This is a genomic window from Mesorhizobium sp. L-8-3 (assembly GCF_016756615.1).
Classification (GTDB): Bacteria; Pseudomonadota; Alphaproteobacteria; order Rhizobiales; family Rhizobiaceae.
The window spans coordinates 7,394,810-7,420,848 of sequence record NZ_AP023262.1; the positions used below are offsets into that span (position 1 = coordinate 7,394,810).

A 26,039-nucleotide genomic window follows, 5' to 3' on the forward strand; every position below is an offset into this window, starting at 1 on the left:
GCACGAATGATGCTGCGAAGGAGATGAACGCCAGGGCCGCTTGCGGATTGGAGCCGAGAAAGACGCAATGCACATTGTAATCTGTATCAAGCAGGTGCCGGACTCCGCGCAGATACGTGTCCACCCGGTGACGAACACGATCATGCGCCAGGGCGTGCCGACCATCATCAACCCTTACGACCTGTTCGCCCTCGAAGAGGCACTGAGATTGCGCGACGCCCATGGCGGCGAGGTCACCGTGCTTACGATGGGTCCGCCGATGGCAGAAGATGCGCTGCGCAAGGCGCTCACCTATGGCGCCGACCGCGCGGTACTCTTGACCGACCGCTGTTTTGCCGGCTCCGACACGCTGGCGACCTCCTTCGCGCTTTCTCGGGCAATCGTGAGAATTGGCGAGACCTTCGGCGCGCCGGACATCGTCTTCGCCGGCAAGCAGACGATTGACGGCGATACCGCCCAGGTCGGGCCCGGCATCGCCAAGCGCCTCGGCCTCCTGCAGTTCACCTATGTGGCGAAGATCGACTCTATCGATGTCGATGCGCGCGAGATCACCGTCAAGCGCCGTTCGGAAGGCGGTACGCAGATGCTGAAAAGCAGGCTGCCTTGCCTCATCACAATGCTGGAAGGCACCAACGAAATCCGCAGAGGCTCGCTCGAGGACGCCATGCGCGCCGCGCGCAGCCAGATCGTGAAATGGAGCGCGGCCGAAGCTGGCATTGAGGACCTCAACAAATGCGGCCTGCGCGGCTCGCCGACGGTCGTCAAGCGCGTTTTCGCCCCTACCACGCGGGCGGAAAAGGCGACGCAGATCGACATGACCGACAAGACGCAGCACGACCTCGCTGACGAACTGATCGCCTCAATCTTTACCCGCCAGCCAGCGCTGGAACACGAACTCGCCTTCGACGGCGGCCAGTGACGGGACGGCAAGGAGAGATGATGTCGAACGGTAACCGCGAAGCCCCTCCTTCCGCCGGCCGTGCCGGCATCAAGAGGGAATTGCCTGAGCACTTTAGGGACTATCGGCACGTCTGGGTTTTCATCGAACTGGAACGCAGCGAGGTCCATCCCGTGTCCTTCGAACTGCTTGGCGAAGGCCGCAAGCTCGCCGACAAGCTAGGCATCCAGCTTGCGGGGATCGTGCTTGGACCGCCGGGTGACGCGACGCAGCATGCCGTTGCCGAGGCCTTCGCTTACGGCGCCGACCTTGTCTACCTCGTCGAGGCACCGTTGCTTGCCGACTATCGCAACGAGCCTTTCACTAAGGCGATGACGGATCTGGTCAATACCCACAAGCCGGAAATCCTGCTTCTCGGTGCGACCACGCTCGGCAGGGATCTCGCTGGCTCAGTAGCGACGACCTTGCTGACAGGGCTCACTGCCGACTGTACCGAACTCGATGTAGATGTCGACGGTTCGCTCGCCGCGACCCGTCCGACTTTCGGGGGTTCCTTGCTGTGCACGATCTATACGCTCAACTACCGGCCGCAGATGGCCACGGTACGACCGAGGGTTATGGCCATGCCACCGCGGACGGACAAGCCGGTCGGGCGTGTCATCCGGCACAAGCTGTCAATGACCGAGGAAGAGATCATCACCAAAGTCCTTGGCTTCAACCTCGATCGCCAATCGGCAAAGGCAAATCTCGCCTACGCCGACATCGTGGTTGCCGGAGGCCTCGGTCTCGGCTCAGCGGAGAATTTGCAGCTTGTGAAGAATCTAGCGCGGGCAATCGGCGCCGAATATGGCTGTTCGCGCCCGTTGGTCCAGAAGGGCTGGATGCCTGCCGATCGGCAGGTTGGCCAAACGGGCAAGACCATCCGGCCAAAGCTTTACATAGCGGCCGGGATTTCCGGCGCCATTCAGCATCGGGTTGGCGTGGAGGGGGCTGATTTGATCGTAGCCATCAACACCGACCCGAACGCCCCGATCTTCGAATTTGCCCATCTCGGCATCGTCACCGACGCAATCCGTTTCCTGCCGGCATTGACGGAAGCTTTCACCCGGCGGCTGTCGCCGCACAGCCACGACAAGCTTGCGAGCTAAGGGAGAGGGCCATGATCGAGGAAGAATTCGACGCCATCGTCGTCGGGGCCGGTATGTCCGGAAACGCGGCCGCCTACACCATGGCAAGCCAGGGCCTGACGGTGCTGCAGTTGGAGCGCGGCGAGTATCCGGGCTCCAAGAATGTCCAGGGCGCCATCATGTACGCCGACATGTTGGAGCAAATCATTCCGGATTTCCGGGATGATGCGCCTCTCGAGCGGCATCTGGTCGAGCAGCGATTCTGGGTGATGGACGACACCTCCCACACCGGGATGCAGTATCGATCGGACGATTTCAACGAGGCGAAGCCCAATCGCTACACGATCATCCGCGCCCAATTCGACAAGTGGTTTTCGCGCAAGGTGCGCCAGGCCGGCGCGACGGTGCTGTGCGAGACGACGGTGACCGAACTTGTCCGCAATGCCAGCGGCAAGGTGATCGGCGTGCGCACCGACCGGGCTGGCGGGCCGATCTACGCGGACGTCGTCGTGCTCGCAGAAGGTGTCAACGGACTGCTCGGTACACGGGCCGGCCTGCGCAAGATGCCGAAGCCAGAAAGCGTGGCGCTCGCTGTCAAGGAAATGCATTTCCTACCCGATGAGGTCATTGAGCAGCGGTTCGGCCTCCAGGGCGACGAAGGCTGCGTGATCGAAGCGGCGGGCACGATTTCCCGCAGCATGGCCGGACTGGCCTTCCTCTACACCAACAAGGAGTCGATCTCTCTCGGCATCGGCTGCCTCGTCTCCGATTTCGCCCAGACAATGGAGAGCCCTTACGTCCTCCTCGACAACTTCAAAAACCATCCTTCGATCCGGCCGCTGATCGCGGGCTCGGAAGTCAAGGAGTATTCCGCGCATCTCATTCCCGAAGGTGGCTACAAGGCAATTCCGCAGCTCTTCGGCGACGGTTGGGTGGCGGTCGGTGATGCCGCCCAACTGAACAACGCTATTCACCGCGAGGGTTCGAACCTTGCCATGACTTCCGGTCGCATCGCGGGCGAGGCAATCATTGAGATCAAGGGCCGCAACCAGCCGATGATCAGGAGGAACCTCGCCCTCTACAAGACCATGCTGGACAAGTCCTTCGTAGTCAAAGACCTGATGAAATATAAGGACATGCCGGCCCTGATACACACCAATTCCCGCAATTTCTTCATGACTTACCCGCAGTTGATGTCGCAGGCCGCGCAGAACTTCATGCGGGTCGACGGAACCCCGAAAATCGAGAAGGAAAAGGCGACCACTGCTGCCTTCATTAAGGCGCGTTCGCGCTGGGGGCTGATCAGCGATGTGGTCCGCCTGGCACTCGCCTGGCGCTGAAGGAGAAACAGGATGACGATGGCCGTGACGAAGTTGCGTGTCGAGGAGAAGCTTTATCAGAACCGCTATCTGGTCGATCCGGGCCGCCCGCATATCAAAGTGCGACCGCACGAGAGGCCGAGCGCGAACCTGCTCGCGCTGACACACATCTGCCCGGCCAAATGCTATGAGTTGAACGACAAGGGACAGGTGGAGACCACTTCCGACGGCTGCATGGAATGCGGCACCTGTCGCGTGCTGTGCGAGGCCAGCGGTGAGATCGTGTGGAATTACCCGCGCGGCGGCTTCGGCGTTCTCTTCAAGTTCGGATGACTGGCGCAAAGAGCGGGAAACGAGAGGCTCGGAATGCGGTCAAGACCGCCAATATTGTTCACAATTGCCGAAAGGCTGAAAATACTATGTTTCTGGAACTCAAAATACAAAAAAGGGCCTGGGAGGAGCACCTTGGACAACCCTTGAGGTGTTTGCATGGCTCACATGCTTCCAGATCAGGTCGGTGAAATTGTATCTCGGAACACCCCGCCTGAACCTGCGGTCGAAGCGGCGCGCAATGCGGACAGCTTGCTCGGGGGAATCTACGAGATATCGAAGATTCTGACTGCCCCGACCCGGCTGGAGATTACGCTTGCCAATGTCGCGAATATCCTCTCCTCGTTTGTGCAAATGCGTCATGGCGCAATTGTCGTCCTGGACGCTGAAGGAGAGCCGCAGATTAGCGCAACTACCGGCGGCGCTGTGCCTCAGTCAGCCATCGGCAGTGTCATACCCCAGGCCGTAATAGACAAAATCGTCGCTACTGGAGTGCCGATCGTCATACAAGACACAAGCACGTCGGAGCTGTTTCAGGCCGATCCTCAATCGACCAGCGGCACGATCGCAACTGCGTTTATCGGTGTCCCGCTAAAGGCTGAGGAAAAGATCTTCGGGACGCTGTCGATCGACCGGGTCAGGAACGGTACCACCAAGTTCCGTTACGAGGAGGACTTACGTTTCCTGGCCATGGTCGCCAATCTGGTCGGCCGGACCATCCGCCTGCATCGCACTTTGAGCACGGCTGGTCAGCGACTTATCGAGAAGCAACCGAGACCAGAGCAATCGCTCGACGAGGACAGGACCCATCCGGCCCGACATCCGCATGTCAAGATCGACGGAATCATCGGAGAAAGTCCCGCACTCAAGCAAGTGCTGGAGATCGTCTCGGTCGTGGCCAGGACCAATTCCACCGTGCTTCTGCGAGGCGAAAGCGGTACCGGCAAGGAGTTCTTTGCACAGGCCATCCATAAGCTTTCGCATCGGAGGGAGAAATCCTTCGTCAAATTGAACTGCGCCGCATTGCCCGAAAGCGTCTTGGAATCGGAGCTCTTTGGCCACGAGAAGGGCGCCTTCACCGGGGCTATCCTGCAGCGCGCCGGCCGGTTCGAATTGGCGAATGGCGGAACCCTGCTGCTTGATGAAATCGGCGAGATTTCGCCTGCCTTTCAAGCCAAGCTGTTGCGCGTCTTGCAGGAAGGAGAACTTGAGCGAGTGGGCGGCACCAGGACCCTAAAGGTTGACGTGCGGCTCATATGCGCCACCAACAAGGACCTCGAGATGGCTGTCCGGAATGGAGAGTTCAGGGCCGACCTTTATTACCGCATCAATGTGGTGCCAATAGTCTTGCCTCCCCTCAGAGAGCGGCCGGGCGATATTCCACGCCTTGCCAAAGCTCTCCTCGATAGATTCAACAAGGAGAACCATCGCGATCTTGCCTTCACGCCGTCGGCGCTTGACCTGATCTCGCAATGCTATTTCCCTGGCAACGTGCGTGAGTTGGAGAATTGTGTGCGACGGACGGCCACACTTGCGCGTTCAATGACAATAACTCCGTCGGATTTCGCCTGCCAGAACAGCCAGTGCCTTTCTTCGCTTCTGTGGAAAGGAGTCGGCCGTTCGCACGGCGCCTATGCCGTCGACGAGTTCGCACGTGGCAATATGATGCCGGTTGGATCGCCGCTGCCTGCCATGCGAGTCGGCCCCTCCCAGAATGAGGCATCGCCCGGCGAGACCTGCGACCCCAACCATCCAGCTTGCCCAGCAATCAACCAGCGTCTGACGGAACGCGACCGACTGATCGATGCGATGGAGAAAGCCGGCTGGGTTCAGGCCAAGGCGGCTCGTTTCCTCGGTCTCACGCCGCGGCAGGTCGGCTATGCTCTGCGCCGGCATCATATCGAAGTGAAGAAGTTCTAAACGTCCCTGATGACATCAAACGTGGGGGCGCGGTTGCTGCCCGCACCGGGCGTAACTGAGACAAGACGTCACTTTTCGCGTTGCTTTTGACCGTTGTCGGCGACCTGACAAAACCGTGTCGCAGGAAACGGACACAAATGGACACAAAAGGCCGACGTAAAAGCCAACATGACGGATAAGACCGCTTTTGGGGTTGGCATATCTCTTGCGCTCTGAAGTGCGATGTTCACACCACGCACGGAGCCGCTCCATGTCCGCACCGATGATTTCGCTACAGGGCCTTTCCGGCACGACAGTCTTCGATCAGTCGCCGGCGAGAGCGAAATCCGGTGGCTGCGCATCTTCATCCTGCGGCTCCTCCGCGAAGCCGCACGAGATGGACTCGGCCGTCTGGGAGAAGATCAAGGATCATCCCTGCTTTTCAGAGGAAGCGCACCACTATTTCGCGCGCATGCATGTGGCGGTCGCCCCAGCCTGCAATATTCAATGCAACTACTGCAATCGCAAATATGACTGCGCCAACGAAAGCCGGCCTGGGGTCGTTTCGGAAAGGCTGACGCCCGACCAGGCGCTGCGCAAGGTGATCGGGGTTGCCAACGAAGTGCCGCAGCTTTCCGTGCTTGGCATCGCCGGACCGGGCGATGCCTGTTACGACTGGAAGAACACAAAGGCGACATTCCAACGGGTCGCCAAGGAAATCGGCGACATCAAGCTGTGCATCTCAACCAACGGGCTCGCGCTGCCAGACCGCGTCGCCGAGCTTGCCGAAATGAATGTCGATCACGTGACGATCACCATCAACATGGTCGACCCGCGGATCGGTGCCAAGATCTATCCGTGGATCTTCTATGGCAACCGCCGTTATACCGGCGTTGAGGCCGCCACGATCCTGCACGAACGACAGATGTCGGGGCTGGAGATGCTGACGGCGCGCGGCATCCTCACCAAGATCAATTCGGTAATGATCCCCGGCGTAAACGATGAGCACCTGATCGAGGTGAATAAATGGGTCAAGGAGCGCGGCGCGTTCCTGCACAATGTCATGCCGCTGATTTCCGACCCGGCGCACGGTACGCATTACGGCCTGAGTGGGCAGCGCGGCCCCAAGGCAATGGAGCTGAAGGCCCTTCAGGATCGTCTCGAAGGCGGCGCCAAGTTGATGCGCCACTGCCGGCAGTGCCGGGCCGATGCTGTCGGCCTGCTCGGCGAGGATCGTGGCCAGGAATTCACGCTCGACCGGCTTCCCGACAAGGTCACGTACGACGCCAGCAAGCGCGAGACATATCGGGCAGTGGTCGCGCGCGAGCGGGACGATCGCCTGGCGGCCAAGAGCGAGGCGCTCGGGATGGTCAAGACCGCAGGCTCCGGCAAATCGCTTCTGGTAGCGGTGGCGACCAAGGGTGGCGGCCGCATCAACGAGCATTTCGGCCATGCGAAGGAATTCCAGGTTTATGAGGCCTCTCCGAAAGGGATCAGTTTCGTCGGTCATCGCAAGGTCGAACAGTATTGCCTCGGCGGCCGGGCCGAGGACAAGAGCCTCGACGGCGTCATCTCTACGCTCGAAGGCGTAGACATCGTGCTGTGCGCGAGAATTGGAAATTGCCCCGAGGATCGTCTCAAGGAAGGTGGGATCCGAGCAACGGAGGCTTACGGGTATGACTACATCGAGACCGCGATCGGCGCGCTTTACGCCGCCGAGTTTGGGAGTGAGCCACTGGCTGCGACGGCCTGAGCCGCCTCATTCTAACCGAACCGGAGTTGAAAATGGCCTTTAAGATCATCGCTTCCCAATGCACCCAGTGCGGTGCCTGTGAGTTTGAATGCCCTTCGGGCGCGATTAAGTTCAAGGGCGAGACCTACGTGATCGATCCGAAAAAGTGCACCGAATGCGAGGGGACCTTCGAAACGCAGCAATGCGCCTCGGTATGTCCGGTGTCGAAGACTTGCGTCCCTGCCTGACCTCCATTTCGGCTACTGACACGGTCGAGGCGCCTCCGCAGGACCATCGACCTCCTGTTGGAAAGCTGCAGCCGAGAGAAAGGAACGGCCATGAGCCTCGGACGCGAACAGGACATCGAAATCCGTACACCCCCGCGATTCATGCCGGGTGAGCGGGTCCGCGCCACACGCCACATAAAAAATGACGGCACCTATCCGGGCAAGGAGATCGGTGAAAATCTGGTGCGCAAAGGCGACGAGGGCTATGTGCGCGACATCGGCACCTTTCTCCAGCAGTTCTACATCTATGCGGTCGAATGGGTCGATCGCGGCACCGTCGTCGGCATGCGTGCGCGTGAACTCATGAGCCTTGAGACGGCCCGGACTCCTTCCAGTGCCGAAATCGGTGCTGGGTTTGACGAAGGAACGGCCCGATGAGGGTAATGATCCGCAGGACCCGTGCTGGCTTGTCGGCATATATTCCCAAAAAGGATCTCGAAGAGCCGATCATCAAGGTCGACAACGAACACTTATGGGGTGGCGCCGTGACGCTGAAGAACGGCTGGCGGCTAGTCCTGCCCGACCTTCCGCGCGATACGCCTTTGCCGATTACCGTGGAAGCAAGGAAGATTTCCGACGAGGACTGACCTTCGGGTTGACACAAAGAGAGCGGCAAAGGGATACGAGCATGAACACAATGACCTCGGGCCATCTCGTCGTCATTCGGGACAGTTTTGCCGAAAGGCAGCTTGACCTTTTGAAGAAAGGGCTCGCGGCCGATCAGGTCATTCCCTATCTCGGCCCGGGTCTGCTTGAGATCCGCTCCGCGGGACCGCCCGTACCGCATACCCCCGAAGCCGTTGCCGCAGCGCTCAACAAGCGCGCGCCAGCCCCTTCGAAGATTCGCACCAACATGTGGTCGGTAGCGCAGTATATCGAACAGCGCCGGCACCGCCGGACGCTTCAAGTTTGGATGGCCGAAATATTCGCGGCCCCGGTGGTGCCGACCATCTTGCATGCCTGGCTTGCAACGCTGCCGCTCTCCGTGATCGTCGACAGCTGGTACGAAGGTGCCATGCGCGCGGCTCTAATACAGACCCGCCGAACGGACGTCGTCGAAATACAGGGCGTAACACGGGCGCACGAGATCGGTGACATTTGGACGAAAGCCTACGATTTGTCCGGGATATTACTCGAATCCGCACCAGCGGCGAAGACGGTTCTCTACGCCCCTCACGGCGGTGCCAGGCCGGCCGCAAACTTCCTCGTCGCAGATTCCGACTACGTTGAAGTGCTGAGCGAAATCGACATCCAGACGCCGATCCCTGACCTGGTGAAGGAACGGCGAGCTAGTCGTGGTCTTTTCTTCATCGGCTGCCGCTTCAACGATCAGATGCTGCGCACCTATGCCCGGCAGATCATGAAGCGCTCCAATGGCCCACATTTTGCGGCAATCGATACAGCGACGCTGACCAAGAACGAGCGTCGTTTCCTTGCGGCAAGCGCAATCACGGTCATTGACATGCCGACGGGTCAGGCCGCAGCCCGTCTCGTCGGACTGGGCGAGACATTGCATGAAGCCAAACGGGGTATCGTTTGAGCCATTCTCAGACACCTCAACATTGCCGAAAAGGTAAAACGGGCAATTGACTTCCGGGTTTTTCAACAACTCCGAGAGGCACTCTGAAAAGCTACGACGGTTATTGCATTCGAGGCTGCAGCGGATATGGCATTCGATGCTGCGGATGAACACAGCGGCGACGGGCTCGAACCAGCCGAGCAGAGCATAGCCTGGCGCCAGGGTTGTCGCGGCGAGCGGTCGCAGCTGATCGGCTTCACTTGGCGGTAAAAGCTGTGGCACGGCGCGATGACCAGGGCCGGTTGGGGTCGATGCCAATCGAGCTAAGGCCAAGCGTGCTCACCGCATAGGCGGTCACCTGCCACTGCCATATAGGCGGTCACCTGCCACTGCCATCCCAGAGCGTCAGGATGATCGCGTTGCGCGACAGCTTGGCGCGCCGCAGACGCGAGCGATTGGTTCAGGGCAGCCCGCTTCGCCATCAACGAGACCCGCTGCTGCATGAGTTGTAACGCCCGCACCACGGCGCCGCGAATCCGCGCTTGTGGCGCCATGACCTTGAGGCGAGTGAGTGCGGCGCTAACAACGCAGACTGAACCAATCCGATCAGCCCGGCCCATGCCGGAGAGCACGGCGACCAATGCCGCCAGCTCCACCACGCAGGGGGACACGATCCCGCCTGCGGCTAAGCGCGAGTTGAAAAGCATACGTCGACGCCCGCCATTTCCGCATGCACCGCCTTGGATAAGGCCTGCCTCGAGGCATGATGCGGGCCTGGTTGGCTTTCCTGTCGATGCCAGCTTCGTAAGCAGCGGCTCCCGCGAGGTCGAGCAGTTCTAACTGGCGGCTTGAGTTGACGGCGCTCACGCACAGCCGTTCCAGATGCGGCCAGTTATGCGGCCTTCCCCTTCCCATTTGGCTTGGGCAAGCTTCTGGGTGATCCTCTGCATCGCCGGTCGCAGAGAGGTCCGGTCTGCAAAGTCAGCACAGGCCACTATTGCGGCCGCCTCGAGATGTATGCGTCCCTCTCATCTGTTTGGCCGGACTGGGCGAGCTTGCACCCGGTCGGACATGCAGTCCAACCTGGATGCGCGCTTCCACATCAAGCCGCATGAAGGCGAAGAAAATCCTCATACGTCGCTTGCAACCCGGCACCAAGGGACGTTTTGGCTTTCCAGCCAAGGTTACGCAAGCGCGTTACGTCCAGTAGCTTGCGCGGAGTACCGTCTGGCTTCGTCGTGTCGAACACCAAATTGCCCTCCCAGCCGACCGCCGCCTTGACGAGTTCCGCCACCTCGCGAATTGTGACGTCCTCACCAACGCCAACATTAATCAGGGGCGCAGTGTCGGGGGCTGTCAAGGCGTCAAAATCCGAATCTGGCAGGCCAAGCAGGAACGCAATGGCATCGCCTACATCCGACGAATACATAAACTCTCGCCGAGGATTTCCGGATCCCCAGACCCCCACAGAGGAGTCGCCGTTCATTTTAGCTTGATGAAAGCGGCGTATCAGAGCAGGCAGAACGTGACAATTTTCGGGGTGATAATTATCGCCGGGACCATATAAATTGGTCGGCATCAACGCGAGATAGCGCGCCTTGTACTGCCGGTTGAAAGACCAGCACGATTCGACACCTGCGATTTTTGCCAAAGCGTAGGGACGATTCGTCGCTTCAAGCGGACCGGTGAGAAGGTATTCCTCCCGTATCGGCTGCGGACAGTCGCGTGGATAGATACACGAGGAGCCAAGAAAAATCATCCGTTCGACGCCGGAAGCGTAAGCGGCATCAAAAACACTGACTTGAATCGCGAGGTTGTTATGAAGGAAATCGACAGGGGAGCTGGCGTTCGCCAGTATACCACCAACCTTCGCGGCGCACATAACGACGTAATCTGGCCGCTGCGACATGAAGAACCTGCGCGTCTCGCTCCGGTCAAATAGATCCAGTTCGTCGTGAGTACGTGTTATTATCTCATAGGATCCTAACGCCTCGAGGGCTCTCATCGTGGCCGATCCAACAAGGCCGCGATGGCCTGCCACATAGACTTTCTTCATCTTTTTGTTTTCCATTGTTAACGCTCTGGGCGCTCCTTAAGAAGGCCACCATAGCACTGACAACAACCCCGCATGGCGCCGCCGTTGTCAGCATAACTCTCGTGGACTGTGTGAATAATAACCCTGATTCATCAGCACTGCTTCACGCTCCGCCATGCGCAAATCTTCCCGAACCATCTCCCTAACCAATTCGATGAAGGAGATTTTGGGCTCCCACCCAAGTTTTTCTTTCGCCTTGCGGGCATCGCCGAGAAGTGTCTCGACTTCTGCAGGACGAAAATAGCGGGGATCTACTTTTACGATCAGAGCTCCCGTCTTTGCATCGTACCCCTCTTCGTCGACCCCTTCCCCCACCCAACGAACATCGATGCCGAGTTCAGCGGCCGCGACGGTGACGAATTCGCGCACCGAATGTTGCTCACCGCTAGCGATCACAAAGTCTTCAGGTTGCTGCTGCTGCAGCATCAACCACTGCATCTGGACGTAGTCTCGAGCGTGCCCCCAATCGCGACGCGCATTAAGGTTGCCGAGGAATAGAGTGCGTTGCATTCCAAGCTTAATCCGAGTCAAGGCGCGCGTGATTTTGCGAGTTACAAATGTTTCTCCGCGCGCAGGTGACTCATGATTAAATAAAATGCCGTTACATGCATACAAATTGTAAGATTCTCGATAATTTACGGTGATCCAGTGAGCATACAATTTGGCAACAGCGTAGGGGGACCGGGGGTAGAACGGTGTCGTCTCGGTCTGTGGCGTTTCCCGCACCAGCCCGTAGAGCTCAGACGTCGAGGCTTGGTAGTAGCGCGTATGCTTGACGAGCCCCAGGATCCGAATTGCCTCGAGGATACGCAGCGCACCCAAGGCATCGGAGTTCGCGGTGTATTCTGGTTCTTCAAAGGAGACTGCAACGTGGCTCTGAGCTGCCAAATTGTAAATTTCGTCCGGCTGAACCAGTTGGATGACGCGCGTAAGGCTCGACGAGTCTGTCAAGTCCCCGTGGTGAAGTGTAAGATCAACGCCACTTTCATGAGGGTCATGATAGAGATGGTCTATACGGCCAGTATTAAAAAGAGACGATCGTCTCTTTATCCCATGCACAGAATAGCCCTTTTCTAAAAGCAATTCTGCGAGGTAGGAACCGTCTTGTCCCGTAACCCCGGTGATTAAAGCTACTTTTCTCTTTGACAAGCTTGAATCCTTTTGATTTTGACGCGCCCATGAAAACGCTCGCCTGCGGCGGGATTGCGTGGCGAGAAAGGGGCGTATTGGGCAGGGCGAACGGGGGCCTCTGCGCGAAGGCAAGGGAGAGTTCGATCGGGATGCCAGCCTTTCATGGAGCCGGGGAACGTTCGAAAGTGTTGTCGATCAAGATCAAACGACGCGGGTCATTCAAATCGAATTCGACAATTCGTGGCACGAAGAGGCGGGCGTAGCGGGTGAAGGCGCTAGTCGGAGGAAAGCGAATAACAGTGTCGCATCGACCGAGGAGATACATCTCAACGAGCGCGGAAAACCCCCCGTCGGTGCCCAGTGCTGCACTGTGTAAGGGGCCGGCCTGATCCGCCTGGAAGCGTTTTGGGACGGTGAAAAGTTCGGGAAATACGCCCGACAGGTGATCAACAACCTTGGCGCTGTCTGTACACAAGAACACCCTTACAGGTCTTGAATGCGGTTGCGCCTTGGCCATACGAATGGCAGTGCATACCTGCTCTAAGGCAACCTTCGGATCAGCCCAGTAAGGTGCGTGATCCATAATATCTTCGCCGTTGCCGTGGCGGACATGGACTCCAATTATGCTGTGCCCGTCAAAATGTTCCTGGTAGAGCGCTTCAATGCGATCCTCAATTTCGACCCTCGGTGTGATGCTCCTAAATATGGTTCGCTCGGCCTTTTCATCGCAGCGCCACATCAAGCAAGCATCACACACTACCGTGTTGGCTTCACAATCATCTTGGGCCTGGAAAAGATCGTTAAGCTCGTCACGTTCTTGGAAAATCTGTTCATCCGGACGGTACACGCAGTCGATGGATGGCTTGTTCCACCACGACGGGAAGAAGGGACCAGGGAATGAGACGTGGTTGATCTGGTCATCGCAAATGACCCGTACACCACCGATATCCTCAATTGGCTTGAAGAAAGCTGGAAAGGCATTCGCAAACGGGTTGTCAAGGTAACAAGAGCCGCGCCAATCTATTGCTAAAGCTCGTCCCGTCCGATGTGCGTAGTCCCAAGCCGACGCGAGAGACCACAGGCAATCACCGAGACCCGTGCGCCGTCGAGAAACAACGAACCGATCGTTCCTTGAGCGATCAACAAGCATCTAAATTGCCTCTCTCCAGAACACCACAAGCCTCAGCTTTGCTGCTGCGTTTGAGGCAAGCGCCTGCGCAATTCGGGGAAGATTGTCGTGCTGTGCCAATGCGATGTAGCTTGCGTCTGTCGCGGAAGTGCCTGGCCGCGATGGACGCGCGCCTGGGCTGGTCTTCCGCGCAGACCAGAAAATGCTCTTCGGAGCCAACGCAAACATCAACCACTTTCCTTAAGGCTGCTACATTCTTGAATTCTTTCTATGCATCGTGCCGTAACATCGGTAAAATCGTCTGTTTCGATGAAACGCATCCACGCCATGGATGGCTAGTGACATGGGTTCCAGAGCGTGGCTGTGAACCCGCTCGCTGTGCTCGACGCACCGCTAACCCCGGCGGAACCTCACGGTGACAGCACGCAGCATCGACCTAAGTAAGCCGGCCATGAGCGCGGGCCGCGGCCACGAAGCTTCGACTGGGCCAGGTTCTGCATGGGAGCGCCACAAAGAAAGAGGCGATGCGTCGAGCTGTAAGCGAGCCTGAGCTCGCTTTCGAAGCGCTATGCCATCAACCCCAAGACGGTCGCGAAGTGGAGGAGCGGAGCTCGACCGCCGATCTGCCCACCGGCCCCAGGGAGCCGAGATCGAAGGTTCTGTCTGCCGTAGGAGAGGACCGTTGTTGTGGCCTTCCGCCGCAACACACTGCTGCCGCTGGACGATTGCCTCTACGGCCTTGCAGCCGACGATCTCGCATCTGACGCGCTCTTCATTGCACCGATGTCTGCAGCGCAAGCATCGGCTTCTTCCACATTGATATTGCGGAGATCCCAACCGAACAGGGCAAGCTAAACATCAAGGCCTTTGTACCGCGGCACCGCCTGTCGCGAACCTTCGCGCCCCTCTGTCCCGCCGGCACCAAAGGAGACCGTCGCGGCGCCGTTGTTGCTAGATCACATTCAATTCCCTAAACGCCCGCCCTTCGGCGACACGGATGTACCCAAACGCGGAGCAATCGACCGTGCGGTAGCCGCCATGCACGAGAAGCTCGGCCAGCGCCTTGCCGACCGCCGGGGCCTGCTGCAGACCGTGGCCTGAAAATCCGTTGGCGAAGAGGAAATTTTTCACCTTGGGGTGCGGCCCGATCACCGCGTTCTGGTCGAGCGTGTTGTAATCGTAGTGCCCGGCCCAGGCGCGGGTAGGCTTGATCGCCTCGAAGGCCGGAATGCGGGTCGCCAGCACCGGCCAAATCACCTCTTCGAACAGCGGCCAGTCGACCTCGAAATCCTGGGGATCGGCCGGGCCGTCGCCCTCTTCCGGCTCGGCGCCGCCGGTGAGATAGACCGGGCCTTCCGGCCTGACATAGATGCCGGAGGGATCGACCAGCAGCGGCATGTCGGCATATTTTTCGCGCGCCTCGAAGACGAAGACATTGCGCTTGCGCGGCTCGACCGGCAGCGCCAGCCCGGCGAGAGCGGCGACCTTGCCGGCATTCGGCCCGGCGGCATTGAGGACGGTGCCGGCTTCGATCGTCTCGCCATTGTCGAGCCTGACGCTGGTGACACGGTGGCCCTGCCGCTCGATGCCGATGACCGAGGCGGTCATAAAGTCCACGTTCTTGCCGCGCAGCGCCTTGCGGAACAGCGTCAGCATCGCATGCGCGTCGAACCAGCCTTCGCCGGTCCGACCATAGGCGCCGGCAGAAATGCCTTCGGTCGACAGCCAGGCGAAGCGCTGCGTCAACTGCTCGGCATCCTCGAGCACGATGTCGGCGCCCTCGGCGATCTGCGCCTCGTGATTGGCCTTGAGGATCGGTAGCCCGGCTTCTCCGGCGAGGATCAGATAGCCGCTCTCGCGGAACCCGATATCGGCATCCGTGCCGAATTCTTCCTTCAGCCGCCGGAACAGCTTCAGCGCGAACTGCGACAGGCGGATGTTCTGCGGGATCGAGAATTGCTGGCGAATGGAGGCGCAGGACAACGTCGTTGCCGCGTGCGCGAACTGCGGATCGCGCTCGATCAGCGCGATCGAGCCGGAAAACCCTTCCTCGCGCAGATAGTAGGCGATCGAGGAGCCGACGATGGCTCCTCCGATGATAACGATGTCGTAACGCACTTTTTTGTCGCCTTTCCGGTAACCGCCCGTGTCGATCACACAGCCGTCAGCATGATGTCGAAGCGCGTGCCGCGGCGGGCGCGGGCTAGCGAGTTGTAAAGGGTTGCCGCATGCGCTTGATCCAGCGGCGCTCACGCAGCTGCCGGTCCTGCCTCACGCAGCAAGTCGTCGGCTCTGTCCGTCTTCTCCCAGGTGAACTCAGGCTCTTCACGGCCGAAGTGTCCGTATTGCGGTATATCGGGCGTACGAGATCAAGCATCTTGATGATGCCTTTCGGTCGGAGATCGAAAACATGCGAATCCAAACATGAGGCCCTGATCCCGCCCTTGCTCGAGATCCTGCCATCGTCCTTCATCAACGCCCTGGCTGATGTCGGGCGACTGCCCGGTGAGAGCCAGAACGACGGCGCAATTTCGACCATCAAAACCGATGGCATCGTCGTAGCCAATATCGAGTATCGTATCGCGGGCGACTTGGGTGTAATCGATGTGCGCATGGCTGGTACCCTCGTCCTGCTGGCTTTGTCATTTCGCGCTCTTCGCAAATGCTGTTTGGCGGCGGAACATAAAACGACACCAGATTTCTGCCGCCACTGATCTCGAAAGTTGTGATGAGCGTACCATTGACAGCGATTTGCGCTCGCAACGATTCCATGAATTTCTTTGAAGGATCTGTTGCAACGCTAAACAACAACGCAACGAGATTGGCGGGGGCCTGGTAAGACGGCAAGCTGGAACTGGTTGGCCAAGAGGGAGGCGATCGGCGCACCTTTCCCCAGGCGACGTGCTAACTTGCATCGTGCACCTCATCCGCCATTTGCTAAATGTTTTGTCCCGGCATTTGCTGGAGCGGATTGAAAGTGAACGCTCGGGCTGGGAAGCCCATGCCTTCCAGATGAACTCGCAGGGCGTGAGGCCCTTGAGGGTCTTCAGCTTGCGGCCGGAAATTGTAGGCCGCGACGAAGTCGGCAAGATGCCGACGCAGTTGGTCGCGATCGTCGTAGTGGAAGCGCTTGACGGTTGCGTCTTGATGGTCCGGTTCATTCTCTCGACATGGCAATCGGCCGATGCTTGCCTGCAGGCAGCGGTGGGAGCGCGTCAGATGCGGGACGTCGGCTGCAACGCGTAGAGGCAATCGTCGAGCGGCAGCAGCCTTGTTGCGGCGGAAGGCCACAACAACGGTTTTCCTCGACAGACAGAACTGTCGACTCCCTGGAGCCGGTGGACAGATCGGCGGTCGAATTCCGCTTCTCCACTTCGCGACCGTCTTGGGGTTGATGCCATAGCGCTCCGAAAGCGACCTCAGGCTCGCTTCACCTAGCCCATAGTGCATCCTTTGAGTCGGACGAGAATGGCGAAATTTCTTTTCCGCGACATGCAAGCAAGAAGGCTTCAGCCAATGGCGGTTTTTCGATAATCGGCCGTGTCTATCCCATGTCGTTTCAGCTTGTCGTAGAAGGTCTTGCGGGGAACTCCCAGGACTTCGATCGTTCGCCTCACGTCGCCGCCGCATTCCTGCAAGGCATCGCGGATGACAGTCGCCTCATAAAGGCTGACCTTCTCGGACAAGTGGAGGCTTGATACCGCTTGTTCCTTTCGACCTGATGCAATGGGCGTGCCCAGCCTTTCAAGTCCCAAAGCAACGCGATCGGCGAAATGCACGAGTTCACGGACATTGCCGGGCCAATTGTGGCTCACGAGGCGATCGCGCACGCCAGCGCTGATGTCCGGAACTGGCCTGCTGAAGCGTTTGGAGGCGCGTTCCAGGAAATGCCCAAAGAGCATCGGGATGTCTTCGCGCCTTTCGCGAAGCGGCGGGATGCGGAGCGTCACCACATTCAGCCGGAAATAAAGGTCTTCCCGGAAATCTCCGCGGGCGGCCGGATCGCCGAGATCGGCCTTGGTAGCCGACACGACACGAAGGTCGATGCTGCGGGTTTCGTTCGTGCCAAGCGGCGTGATCTGCCGGGTCTCAAGCACCCTCAGAAGCTTCACCTGGAGTGCTGGCGGCATCGACTCGATTTCGTCGAGGAAGAGCGTCCCTCCGTTCGAATGCTCGATGCGACCGGTCCTGCGCCTCTGCGCGCCAGTAAAGGCGCCTGCCTCGTGCCCGAAAAGTTCGCTATCGATGACGCTTTCGGGCAGCGCTCCACAATTCAGGGCAACGAAGGGCTTCGTGCGTCGTCTGCTCCAGCGGTGAAGCAGATCCGCGACCACCTCCTTGCCCGTGCCCGTCTCGCCTTCCACAAGGACATCCACATCGGTATCGGCGATCTGGCGGAGAGTTTCGCGCAATCGAATCATGGTCGGTGCCTCCCCGATCAGCGGGATATCGCCCGCAGATCGGACAACCGCATCCCTAAGACGTCTGTTTTCCAGGACCAGGCGCCGTTTTTCCGAAGCGCGATGCAGCGTCACGAGAAGCCGGTCGTTCGCATATGGCTTCGAGATGAAATCGTAGGCGCCATCCTTGATGGCGGCAACGGCCAGCTCGACGTCGGCATGCCCGGTGATCAGGACAACCGGAATTTCCGGGTCGATCGCCTTCACTCGCTCGAAGAGCTGAAGTCCGTTCAGCCCGGGCATACGGATGTCACTCACGACAGGGCCATCGAAGTTCCCGTCGATTCTGGCGAGTGCGGCCTCGGCCGAACCGAACACGCTCGGTGAGAACGAGGCAAGCTTCAGCATCTGCGTGGCTGCGCGAAGCACATCCTCGTCATCGTCGATAAAAATGACCGGTCCTGATTCAGCACTCATGCCGCTCGCCTCAGCTCGACCGTGAAGGAAGTCCCTCTCCCGTGGCCGGCATCATCATGCCGCAACGAGCCGCCGAGCTCACGTGCGATCTCTTGCGAAATGACCAGGCCAAGACCGAGACCCTTTTCCTTGTTGGTAACGAAGGGCATGAAGAGGCTCCTGCGAATGTCGGGGGCAAGGCCGGGGCCGTTGTCCCGAAGGGAAATAGCGACCATTTCCCCGTTTTCGGCGAGCGCTATCTCGACGCGGGGCTCCGGTTGATCCTTCAGAGCGTCAAGCGCGTTCTGGAGAAGGTTGACGAGTATCTGCTCCAGTCGCATGCGGCTTGCCATGACAATTGGAGACGGATCGATCCGCTTCCGTTCAATCGTCACCCCGGAATCGCGAATTCGGCCTGAAAGAAGCGACAGAGCGCCGTCGATCGCGTCGTCCGCCAGTATCGGTCCCATCGATCCGCTGGCGCGGCGGGAAAAGGACCATAGCGTTTCAGTGATCGTGCCGATCCTGCCGGTCATGGCGACGATCGAGGTCAGATTCTCGGCGGTTTCTTGCGACCGGCCGATCCCTAGAAGACGCGCGGCATTTTCAGCATAGGTGCGGATTGCGGCGACCGGCTGGTTGATCTCGTGGGCGACCCCGGCCGTTATCTGTCCCAGGATTGACAAGCGGTTCGCCTGGGCGAGTTCGTCGCGCAGGCGACGCACTCTTGCTTCAGCGTTCTCTCGCTCGGCGATCTCACCGGCGAGCGCTGCGTTCGAGCTCTGGAGCTCCGCCGTGCGCAGTTCGACGCGATGCTCCAGTTCCGCATTCAGCAACACAAGCACTTCTTGCCGCTGCCGGGCCGCCCGCCGCCGTCGAACAATGATGAAAATGACGAATCCAACGAGAACGAGGGCAAGCAGCGTTGTCACGCGGGCTGTCATGACCGCCGAGGAGATCTCGGTGTCGGCGGGGATGAGCAACGACATGCGCCAGCCCGGAACTGCTTTGCCGAGATCCTGCGAAACCGCAACGAAACCGGCTGATCGACTCTCAGGAGTTGCGGTGACCAGGTTGTCGCCGCGGCGGGAAAGCGGCACCGGCTCGAAAGTCACGCCCGGTAGCTGCAGACGATCGCGAGCGGTTTGCTTCTCCTTTGCGGAAAGCGGTGAGAGAGCGCCAAAACGCCATTGGGGCACGCTCGTGGCAAAAACCACGCCTCGCTCATCGGTCGTGAAGACCACGAAGCCGCTCTCCAGCCAACGCGACTCGACGCGGTCGAGCTCCACCTTCACCACAACCACACCGAGCGGCCCCTCCGGCCCATCGACCCGGCTCGACAGATAGAGACCAGGGCGCGCGCTAACCGTGCCGAGCGCATATTGCATAGCCGCCCCATCCGCCATCGCCTCGGTGAAGTAGTGGCGAAAGCGGTAATCGCTGCCGACGAAACTGGTCGGCTCGCCGGCGTTGCTCGCAGCAACCGCTACGCCCTCAGGATTAATGATGTAGAGTATAGAAGAGCCGGCGTCGCGCGCGATGGCGCGAAGCTTCTCATCAAGCGCGGCTTCGTTGGCAGTGCTCGGACTGCGAAGCATCTCCTGAACGGCACCGTCGCGTGCCAGAACTAGCGGAATCATTCGCTGCTTCTCGATCTCTCCTTTCAAACTGTCGGCTGCAAGTGGGAACGCGGCAAGAGCACGGTCGCGTAGGGCATACTCTGCTCTGGTGCCGGCGATGCGTCCCGTTGCAAAGACGACGAAACAGAGCGCCGCACCAAGAATTGCAAGCAAAATCACAAGCCAGAGAGATCGACCGCCGGATCTACCAGGGAAGACCAATGGGGCGCGCTGGAAGGCGCCATTACCCATGTCTTCTTCCGCCATCGTATTCTTAAAACCGATCATTGACGAACCATAGTGCGGGGTTCCGCCAGAAGGGAAGGCGATCCGTGCGGAAAACCGCACAATCTTGCTGCGCGATTTGTTGAAGATACCTGAGGCTCCGGCGATTTCCGCGCTCTCTTGGCTTGGCACGGCTATTGCGGTCAACAACGCAGCAGCGTTCGACCGGGGCGCCGCGATGGGAGAAGCCGCGGGGAGGAGCAGCCCGCCCCAAACCGGTCAGGGAGAGAAAACTTACATGTTGACCCCACTGGCTCCAAGCGTAAAGCGCGCACCCCGCAAGACCCTTTTTGCCAAGCCTTACGTGCAGGTGCTTGTCGCAATCCTGCTCGGAGTCGCGGTTGGCCATTTTTATCCGCAAATCGGAGAAAACCTGAAGCCGCTCGGCGATGCCTTCATCAAGCTCGTCAAGATGATCATCGCGCCCGTTATCTTTCTGACCGTGTCGACTGGAATTGCCGGCATGAGCGATCTTCAGAAGGTCGGCCGTGTTGCCGGCAAGGCGATGGTCTATTTCTTCACCTTCTCGACGCTCGCGCTTATCGTCGGCCTCATCGTCGGCAATGTCATTCAGCCTGGCGCCGGCCTCAACATCGATCTGACCTCGCTCGACGTCCAAGCCGTCAATGGCTATGCCTCAAAGGCCCATGAGCAGTCCGTGACCGGCTTCCTCATGAACATGATCCCGACCACGATTGTCGGCGCCTTTGTGGAAGGCGACATTCTACAGGTGTTGTTCTTCTCCGTCCTCTTCGGCATCGCGCTGGCGATGGTCGGAGAATCGGGCAAATCGGTTCTTTCCTTCCTTCAGGACCTCACTGCACCCGTTTTCAAATTGGTCGGCATCCTGATGAAAGCCGCGCCGATCGGTGCTTTCGGAGCAATGGCCTTCACGATTGGCAAATATGGCATCGGTTCGGTAGCCAACCTTGCGATGCTGGTCGGGACCTTCTATCTCACGGCCTTCCTCTTCGTATTCGGGGTTCTCGGTGCAGTCTGTCGCTACAATGGCTTCTCGATCTTTTCTCTTATCCGCTACATAAAGGAAGAGCTGCTGCTGGTCCTCGGAACGTCCTCCTCCGAGGCTGCGCTGCCCTCTCTCATGGAGAAAATGGAAAAGGCCGGCGCCAAGCGCTCGGTCGTGGGCCTGGTTATCCCGACCGGATATTCCTTCAATCTGGATGGCACCAATATCTACATGACCCTCGCGGCCCTTTTCATCGCGCAGGCGACGAATACGGATTTGTCAGTTGGCGATCAGGTCCTGCTGCTGCTCGTCGCGATGCTTTCCTCCAAGGGTGCAGCAGGTGTCACAGGTGCCGGCTTCGTCACGTTGGCCGCTACGCTCTCCGTAGTGCCGGCAGTTCCCGTTGCTGGAATGGCGCTGATCCTTGGCGTCGATCGCTTCATGTCGGAATGCAGGGCACTGACGAATTTGGTCGGTAACGCGGTGGCATCGCTCGTCGTCGCCCGCTGGGAAGGCGAACTGGATCAGGCGCAATTGAAAGCTGCATTCTGCGGCCACCAGCCTGCCGAGACATCAACCGGCCAGCCACTGATAACGCCCGCGCCGAGCAACTCGGCAGCATCGCTGCCGGTTGAATCGCCTGGCTGGTCCCAAACGCCGGACGATCGGGCCGCGGGTTCCAAACAAACTTTCGCGGGCCGATGAAATCAAGAATCCCGAAATGCAGTGGGTGCAAAATCATCTGCGCCTTGCGAAGGTCTTGCACCGGTCACGACACACAAGCCATCGATGATGCGCTTAATGCCTCCGAAGTTTGCGACGGTTCGTGGAACCGGGCGTGGAGCTCGATCGGAGCCGTCGGCACGGCTGAACAATTCGCCCACGCTCTACGTCTCGGCTTCTACCTCGCACCATGCCACGACAAGAATTCGGTAGCGAACAGGATCAATGCAGGAATGACAGATTTTACTGAATCGACCTTTGCCGGGACTCTTGATGTCGTTTAATCAGACTCGAACAATGGCGAAGCGACCCATAATTGCTGATATCGCCCGGGAAGCCGGGGTTAGTGTTGCCACCGTTGACCGAGTTCTGAATGCCCGTCATCCGGTGCGGAAGGAGACTGCGCAGCGGGTCTTAGCGGCGGCACAGGCCATCGGATATCACGCCGCAGGTCTTATCAAGCAGCGCCTGCAGCCGGACCTGCCGCAATATCGGCTTGGCTTCATCTTGAGAAAACCGACTCACCACTTCTACCAGGGCTTCGCGCGTGAGGTCGAAGCGGCGGTCAACGCGGCGAAGTGCTTCCATGGCACTTCGCTCATCGAATTCGCGCCGTCGCACATGCCATGCGACCTTATTCCATTGCTCAAGGAATTCGGAGCGCGCTGCCACGCGATCGCCATGGTGGCGCCGGACCATCCGGCGATCACGGCAGCCGTCCAAGAACTCAAGGCAAAAGGCATCCCCGTTTTCTCGCTGCTTTCCGATTTCGCCGAAGGTGTTCGTGAGGGTTATATCGGCCTCGACAACCGCAAGGTCGGGCGGACGACAGCGTGGATGCTTTCAAAGGTCGCAAGACGGCCGGGCAAGGTGGCGGTTTTTGTCGGCAGCCACCGTTTTCAGGGGCAGGAGCTGCGGGAGGTCGGCTTTCGCTCCTATTTCCGTGAGAATGCACCGGCATTCGAGCTGCTCGATCCGCTCGTGAACCTTGAAGCACGGCAGATCACCTACGAGGCCACGCTGGATCTCATGCAACGGGAACCCGAACTCACCGGCTTCTATGTGGCCGGCGGAGGTATGGAGGGAGCGATCTCCGCGCTCCGTGAAGAAGGCGAAAGCCGGGGTCTCGTCGCGATCGTTAACGAGATCACGCCGGAGTCACGGGCTGCACTCGCAGATGGCATGATCACGATGTCGGTCGCCACGCCCCAGCGCCTGCTTTGCCAGGAACTGATGACGCTGATGGCCCAGGCCATCAAGGTCGGCACTTCGGAGACGCTTGGGCAGACTTTTCTGCCGTTTGAGATCTATCTGCCGGAAAACATCTGAAAAACTGATAAAATACTATCATGAGAGCCTAATTTCCTTTCATTCATGAAAGAAAAGCAGCGGGAGTTTGATTGACTCACCTGCCTCATTCCGGTCTCGTTTAACAACGAATGATTGCTGCGCGGCGGAAGCCAGTCAGCCGAGAACGACGACCCGCACTTCATGAAGAGAGAGGAAAGCCATGCGTCAAGCATCGCTCCGCTTTGCTATCGACCGCATGACGCCGCCCCATCTTGCCAGGGCCGCACTTGCTCGCGGCCCGGGCCTGACTGGCATCGACATTAGCTATCATCTCAATGGCAATTTCATTGCGCGCGAAAAGCCGGCTGCAGACGTCCGTCTTGCTGACGGATCAATCGTCACGACTATCTTCATCAACGCCTTTTCGTGTTTCAATGAATCCCCGCGTGCAAGGGCGAGGCGAGCAAACTCGTCGATTGTGCAGCGGCCTGCGGAGCGAAGACGCCGACGAATGCGATTCGCCAAGGACATCCACGCGCTGGACAATAGGCGCACTTGCCTCGGGCATCGATTTCATGGCGCGAGATGGATGATCACATGCACGATACTCGCAACTCCGAGCAAAGTGCCAGGCAGATCTCGTCGCGCTGCATATCGCTTCCAAAAATGAAAAGCCCTAATTCAAAGTCCGAGATGAATAACGTGGTCCCTATTGTGCCGTTGCACGAGAGGGCGCCGGACATCTTTGAAACGTCGACAGCGCTCACCGCTCCCTCTGGGCTGGAAGCCACGTTGGCCAACGTCGTCGACCTCCTGCCATCGTTGGTGCAGGTGCGGCACGGCATCATCTCGCTCTGCGACGGTGCCGGCATACCGGACATGACCGTCGGCGCCGGCTGGAGCGAAGGCAGCGATGAGCGCTACCGCAAGCATCTGCCACGGGCGGCGATCGACCAGATCATAACGACGGGCATGGCGCTCGTCGCCGAGAACATAGCGTTGGATCCGGCTTTCAACGCCGCCGACAAGGAGGTGCTCGGGGCGTCCGACAACATGAAAGTGTCGTTCATCGGCGTACCCATTCGCGTCGATGCGAACGTCGTGGGCACGCTGACCATCGACCGCATCCTGGACAACAAATCAGGCTCCCTCCTCGATTACGACCTGCGCCTCCTTACCACAATCGCTAATCTGGTTGGACAGACAGTGAAGCTGCATCGCCTGTTCGCGTCCGACCGCGAGCGACTGATGGCCGAAAAAATCCGGATGCAAAAGCAATTCGGCGAACTCAAGCAGCCTGGGCATGAGGGCAAAAGGGCTCATGTCAAGGGGATCATTGGCGACAGCCCGGCGCTGCGGGGGCTGCTTGAGAAGGTCGCGTTAGTAGCCAGGTCCAACAGCACCGTTTTGCTGCGCGGGGAATCGGGGACCGGCAAGGAGCTGGTCGCCAAGGCCGTTCACGAGATGTCGGGACGCGCCAAGCGGCCGTTCATCAAGCTCAATTGCGCAGCGCTCCCTGAGACAGTCCTGGAATCCGAACTGTTCGGTCACGAAAAGGGTGCCTTTACCAGTGCATTCAACTCGCGCAAGGGGCGCTTTGAGCTCGCCGACAAGGGAACGTTGTTTCTGGACGAGATCGGTGAGATTTCGGCCTCGTTCCAGGCAAAGCTGCTGCGCGTGCTGCAGGAGCAGGAGTTCGAGCGCGTCGGCAGCAACCAGACGATTAAGGTCGACGTTCGCGTGATTGCCGCCACGAACAGGAACCTGGAAGACGCGGTTGCAAGGAACGAGTTTCGCGCCGACCTTTATTATCGCATCAGCGTTGTTCCCTTGCTGGTGCCGCCATTGCGCGAAAGGCGCGGTGATATTCCGCTCCTTGCTGCTGAGTTTCTCAAGAATTTCAACAGCGAGAACGGCCGTACGATGGTCTTCGATGCGAGTGCGACTGAAGTGCTGATGAACTGTGCTTTTCCCGGAAATGTCCGCGAGCTTGAAAATTGCGTGCAGCGGACGGCGACCCTGGCAGCGGGAGCGTCAATCGGCAGAAACGACTTTGACTGCTGCCATGGCCGATGCCTTTCCGCGATGCTATGGAAGCACGCATCGAAGGAGACTGCGCCGAAATCGGAGCCGATCGCACCATTGCCACTGAACCCGGCCATGCAATCGTCTGGTGCTTTTGCTTCGGCCGCCATTGGGGTCCCGCATGACGACAGCGAGCAGGCACTGCCAGCGCCTGTTCGGCTAGGCCTCGTAAGCGACGCGAAGATGACCGATCGCGAGCGTCTCATCGCGGCCATGGAAAGATCCGGCTGGGTACAGGCAAAGGCAGCGCGCCTGCTTGGACTGACGCCGCGCCAGATTGGTTACGCGCTGAGGAAATACGGTATCGAGATCAAGAATCTCTGAACCTGCTGTCGGATTTCAAGCGGGGCCACGAGATAGCGCGCGAGGCGAATAGCTGGGACAAATTAGCGTTGATTGGTACGGCTCGGACCTCCGTCGGTGAGGCGTTGCAGCCCTCCTGTTGGCGCCGGCCGCAATCCACGGCCCGCTCGACCGCACGGCGCTTGGTATCCCAGTCAAGTTGGCGCAAACGCAGCGCCGTCATGGTCGGTCCGATGGCCATGTCGCTCCGCCGGCCCCGTGCCGGATGTCTCGCCATTGAAACGGAGAACAGTACGCCGTCAACCAACCTTACCGGCGTGGTGTAGGCCGTCAGGCAGACCAGCGGCGTGCTGCCCTTTCGCGCACGGATGTTCGGCGGCGTGATCGCCTTGACGACACCAGCGGCGCTCAATCCTCGTCTCTCCTCACCCAGCGTCACCCACGG

At 59.2% G+C, this 26,039-nt stretch carries 21 protein-coding genes and 3 pseudogenes; 15 read left to right on the top strand and 9 right to left on the bottom strand.

The window, feature by feature from the left end; translation table 11 throughout:
• Positions 1-67: 67 nt before the first annotated feature.
• From JN302_RS34225 to JN302_RS34270, 10 genes are all read left to right on the top strand, one after another.
• Entirely contained in the window at positions 68-919 is an 852-nt protein-coding gene (locus JN302_RS34225) for an electron transfer flavoprotein subunit beta/FixA family protein (protein WP_010913571.1), read from the top strand.
• A 20-nt stretch (positions 920-939) separates the two neighbouring features.
• Positions 940-2,046 carry an electron transfer flavoprotein subunit alpha/FixB family protein gene (locus JN302_RS34230; RefSeq protein WP_202334543.1) on the top strand — a complete coding sequence of 369 codons (1,107 nt, stop codon included), beginning with the start codon at positions 940-942 and terminating at the stop codon, positions 2,044-2,046.
• Between the two features lie 11 nt (positions 2,047-2,057).
• The gene (locus tag JN302_RS34235) at positions 2,058-3,365 is read left to right on the top strand and encodes an FAD-dependent oxidoreductase (RefSeq protein ID WP_027056558.1); all 1,308 of its coding nucleotides are present in this window, start codon (positions 2,058-2,060) and stop codon (positions 3,363-3,365) included.
• A 12-nt stretch (positions 3,366-3,377) separates the two neighbouring features.
• Complete coding sequence (locus JN302_RS34240) at positions 3,378-3,677, top strand: ferredoxin family protein (protein ID WP_006333856.1); 300 nt, start codon at positions 3,378-3,380, stop codon at positions 3,675-3,677.
• 156 nt (positions 3,678-3,833) lie between these two features.
• Positions 3,834-5,594, top strand: coding sequence for a nif-specific transcriptional activator NifA (gene nifA, locus JN302_RS34245; RefSeq protein WP_044548983.1), 1,761 nt, complete (start codon positions 3,834-3,836; stop codon positions 5,592-5,594).
• A gap of 250 nt (positions 5,595-5,844) precedes the next feature.
• Entirely contained in the window at positions 5,845-7,326 is a 1,482-nt protein-coding gene (nifB, locus tag JN302_RS34250; RefSeq protein WP_202330558.1) for a nitrogenase cofactor biosynthesis protein NifB, read from the top strand.
• Positions 7,327-7,358: 32 nt separating this feature from the next.
• Positions 7,359-7,553, top strand: a complete 195-nt coding sequence (locus JN302_RS34255) for a 4Fe-4S binding protein (protein ID WP_010913566.1) — start codon at positions 7,359-7,361, stop codon at positions 7,551-7,553.
• A 90-nt stretch (positions 7,554-7,643) separates the two neighbouring features.
• A complete protein-coding gene (locus JN302_RS34260; RefSeq protein WP_096453587.1) occupies positions 7,644-7,970 on the top strand; it encodes a nitrogen fixation protein NifZ in 327 nt (108 codons plus the stop codon).
• Entirely contained in the window at positions 7,967-8,179 is a 213-nt protein-coding gene (gene nifT / locus JN302_RS34265; RefSeq protein WP_010913564.1) for a putative nitrogen fixation protein NifT, read from the top strand. Before JN302_RS34260 ends, nifT begins: the two co-directional genes overlap by 4 nt.
• Before the next feature lie 41 nt (positions 8,180-8,220).
• Positions 8,221-9,132 (top strand): SIR2 family protein, encoded by a 912-nt coding sequence (locus tag JN302_RS34270; RefSeq protein WP_202330559.1) that lies wholly within the window; start codon positions 8,221-8,223, stop codon positions 9,130-9,132.
• A gap of 1,081 nt (positions 9,133-10,213) precedes the next feature.
• On the opposite strand, the gene JN302_RS34275 is transcribed toward JN302_RS34270, so the two are convergent.
• From JN302_RS34275 to JN302_RS34285, 3 genes are all read right to left on the bottom strand, one after another.
• Positions 10,214-11,182 carry a GDP-L-fucose synthase family protein gene (locus JN302_RS34275; protein WP_010913562.1) on the bottom strand — a complete coding sequence of 323 codons (969 nt, stop codon included), beginning with the start codon at positions 11,180-11,182 and terminating at the stop codon, positions 10,214-10,216.
• A 72-nt stretch (positions 11,183-11,254) separates the two neighbouring features.
• A complete protein-coding gene (gmd, locus tag JN302_RS34280) occupies positions 11,255-12,355 on the bottom strand; it encodes a GDP-mannose 4,6-dehydratase (RefSeq protein WP_010913561.1) in 1,101 nt (366 codons plus the stop codon).
• A gap of 142 nt (positions 12,356-12,497) precedes the next feature.
• On the bottom strand, positions 12,498-13,487 hold the full coding sequence (locus JN302_RS34285; protein ID WP_096453585.1) for a nodulation protein NodZ: 990 nt from the start codon (positions 13,485-13,487) through the stop codon (positions 12,498-12,500).
• 461 nt (positions 13,488-13,948) lie between these two features.
• On the opposite strand from JN302_RS34285, the pseudogene JN302_RS34290 reads away from it, so the two are divergent.
• Positions 13,949-14,344 (top strand): annotated as a pseudogene (locus JN302_RS34290) (IS481 family transposase); the annotation flags it as partial.
• Positions 14,345-14,417: 73 nt separating this feature from the next.
• Here JN302_RS34290 and JN302_RS34295 read toward each other — a convergent pair.
• Positions 14,418-15,584: an NAD(P)/FAD-dependent oxidoreductase gene (locus JN302_RS34295; protein WP_202330560.1), complete on the bottom strand. Its 1,167-nt coding sequence runs from the start codon at positions 15,582-15,584 to the stop codon at positions 14,418-14,420.
• Positions 15,585-15,910: 326 nt separating this feature from the next.
• On the opposite strand from JN302_RS34295, the gene JN302_RS34300 reads away from it, so the two are divergent.
• Complete coding sequence (locus JN302_RS34300) at positions 15,911-16,180, top strand: hypothetical protein (protein WP_210382572.1); 270 nt, start codon at positions 15,911-15,913, stop codon at positions 16,178-16,180.
• A gap of 223 nt (positions 16,181-16,403) precedes the next feature.
• On the opposite strand, the pseudogene JN302_RS40090 reads toward JN302_RS34300, so the two are convergent.
• The 4 genes and pseudogenes from JN302_RS40090 to JN302_RS34315 all read right to left on the bottom strand — a co-directional run.
• A pseudogene (locus JN302_RS40090) lies at positions 16,404-16,636 on the bottom strand (IS3 family transposase); the annotation flags it as partial.
• Positions 16,637-16,664: 28 nt separating this feature from the next.
• Positions 16,665-16,916: pseudogene (locus tag JN302_RS40095) on the bottom strand (IS481 family transposase); the annotation flags it as partial.
• A gap of 59 nt (positions 16,917-16,975) precedes the next feature.
• On the bottom strand, positions 16,976-18,343 hold the full coding sequence (locus JN302_RS34310; protein WP_172352494.1) for a sigma-54-dependent transcriptional regulator: 1,368 nt from the start codon (positions 18,341-18,343) through the stop codon (positions 16,976-16,978).
• Positions 18,340-20,193: a sensor histidine kinase gene (locus JN302_RS34315; RefSeq protein ID WP_202334544.1), complete on the bottom strand. Its 1,854-nt coding sequence runs from the start codon at positions 20,191-20,193 to the stop codon at positions 18,340-18,342. Before JN302_RS34315 ends, JN302_RS34310 begins: the two co-directional genes overlap by 4 nt.
• Before the next feature lie 271 nt (positions 20,194-20,464).
• Here JN302_RS34315 and JN302_RS34320 point away from each other — a divergent pair, with 271 nt between their 5' ends.
• From JN302_RS34320 to nifA (JN302_RS34330), 3 genes are all read left to right on the top strand, one after another.
• Positions 20,465-21,898, top strand: a complete 1,434-nt coding sequence (locus JN302_RS34320) for a dicarboxylate/amino acid:cation symporter (RefSeq protein ID WP_202303126.1) — start codon at positions 20,465-20,467, stop codon at positions 21,896-21,898.
• A 315-nt stretch (positions 21,899-22,213) separates the two neighbouring features.
• Positions 22,214-23,245, top strand: coding sequence for a LacI family DNA-binding transcriptional regulator (locus JN302_RS34325; RefSeq protein ID WP_010913552.1), 1,032 nt, complete (start codon positions 22,214-22,216; stop codon positions 23,243-23,245).
• A gap of 654 nt (positions 23,246-23,899) precedes the next feature.
• Complete coding sequence (gene nifA, locus JN302_RS34330; protein WP_202334545.1) at positions 23,900-25,615, top strand: nif-specific transcriptional activator NifA; 1,716 nt, start codon at positions 23,900-23,902, stop codon at positions 25,613-25,615.
• Here nifA (JN302_RS34330) and JN302_RS40100 read toward each other — a convergent pair.
• Positions 25,602-26,006, bottom strand: coding sequence for a hypothetical protein (locus JN302_RS40100; RefSeq protein ID WP_446720695.1), 405 nt, complete (start codon positions 26,004-26,006; stop codon positions 25,602-25,604). The two genes, nifA (JN302_RS34330) and JN302_RS40100, sit on opposite strands and share 14 nt — an antisense overlap.
• Between the last annotated feature and the right edge of the window lie 33 nt (positions 26,007-26,039).

Excerpts from the sequence above, each read along its gene's own strand:
- JN302_RS34225 (WP_010913571.1), top strand. The coding sequence starts at position 68 with ATGCACATTGTAATCTGTATCAAGCAGGTGCCGGACTCCGCGCAGATA.
- JN302_RS34230 (WP_202334543.1), top strand. The coding sequence starts at position 940 with ATGTCGAACGGTAACCGCGAAGCCCCTCCTTCCGCCGGCCGTGCCGGC.
- JN302_RS34235 (WP_027056558.1), top strand. The coding sequence starts at position 2,058 with ATGATCGAGGAAGAATTCGACGCCATCGTCGTCGGGGCCGGTATGTCC.
- JN302_RS34240 (WP_006333856.1), top strand. The coding sequence starts at position 3,378 with ATGACGATGGCCGTGACGAAGTTGCGTGTCGAGGAGAAGCTTTATCAG.
- nifA (WP_044548983.1), top strand. The coding sequence starts at position 3,834 with ATGGCTCACATGCTTCCAGATCAGGTCGGTGAAATTGTATCTCGGAAC.
- nifB (WP_202330558.1), top strand. The coding sequence starts at position 5,845 with ATGTCCGCACCGATGATTTCGCTACAGGGCCTTTCCGGCACGACAGTC.
- JN302_RS34255 (WP_010913566.1), top strand. The coding sequence starts at position 7,359 with ATGGCCTTTAAGATCATCGCTTCCCAATGCACCCAGTGCGGTGCCTGT.
- JN302_RS34260 (WP_096453587.1), top strand. The coding sequence starts at position 7,644 with ATGAGCCTCGGACGCGAACAGGACATCGAAATCCGTACACCCCCGCGA.
- nifT (WP_010913564.1), top strand. The coding sequence starts at position 7,967 with ATGAGGGTAATGATCCGCAGGACCCGTGCTGGCTTGTCGGCATATATT.
- JN302_RS34270 (WP_202330559.1), top strand. The coding sequence starts at position 8,221 with ATGAACACAATGACCTCGGGCCATCTCGTCGTCATTCGGGACAGTTTT.
- JN302_RS34275 (WP_010913562.1), bottom strand. The coding sequence starts at position 11,182 with ATGGAAAACAAAAAGATGAAGAAAGTCTATGTGGCAGGCCATCGCGGC.
- JN302_RS34285 (WP_096453585.1), bottom strand. The coding sequence starts at position 13,487 with ATGCTTGTTGATCGCTCAAGGAACGATCGGTTCGTTGTTTCTCGACGG.
- JN302_RS34310 (WP_172352494.1), bottom strand. The coding sequence starts at position 18,343 with ATGAGTGCTGAATCAGGACCGGTCATTTTTATCGACGATGACGAGGAT.
- JN302_RS34315 (WP_202334544.1), bottom strand. The coding sequence starts at position 20,193 with ATGGGTAATGGCGCCTTCCAGCGCGCCCCATTGGTCTTCCCTGGTAGA.
- JN302_RS34320 (WP_202303126.1), top strand. The coding sequence starts at position 20,465 with ATGTTGACCCCACTGGCTCCAAGCGTAAAGCGCGCACCCCGCAAGACC.
- JN302_RS34325 (WP_010913552.1), top strand. The coding sequence starts at position 22,214 with ATGGCGAAGCGACCCATAATTGCTGATATCGCCCGGGAAGCCGGGGTT.
- nifA (WP_202334545.1), top strand. The coding sequence starts at position 23,900 with ATGAATAACGTGGTCCCTATTGTGCCGTTGCACGAGAGGGCGCCGGAC.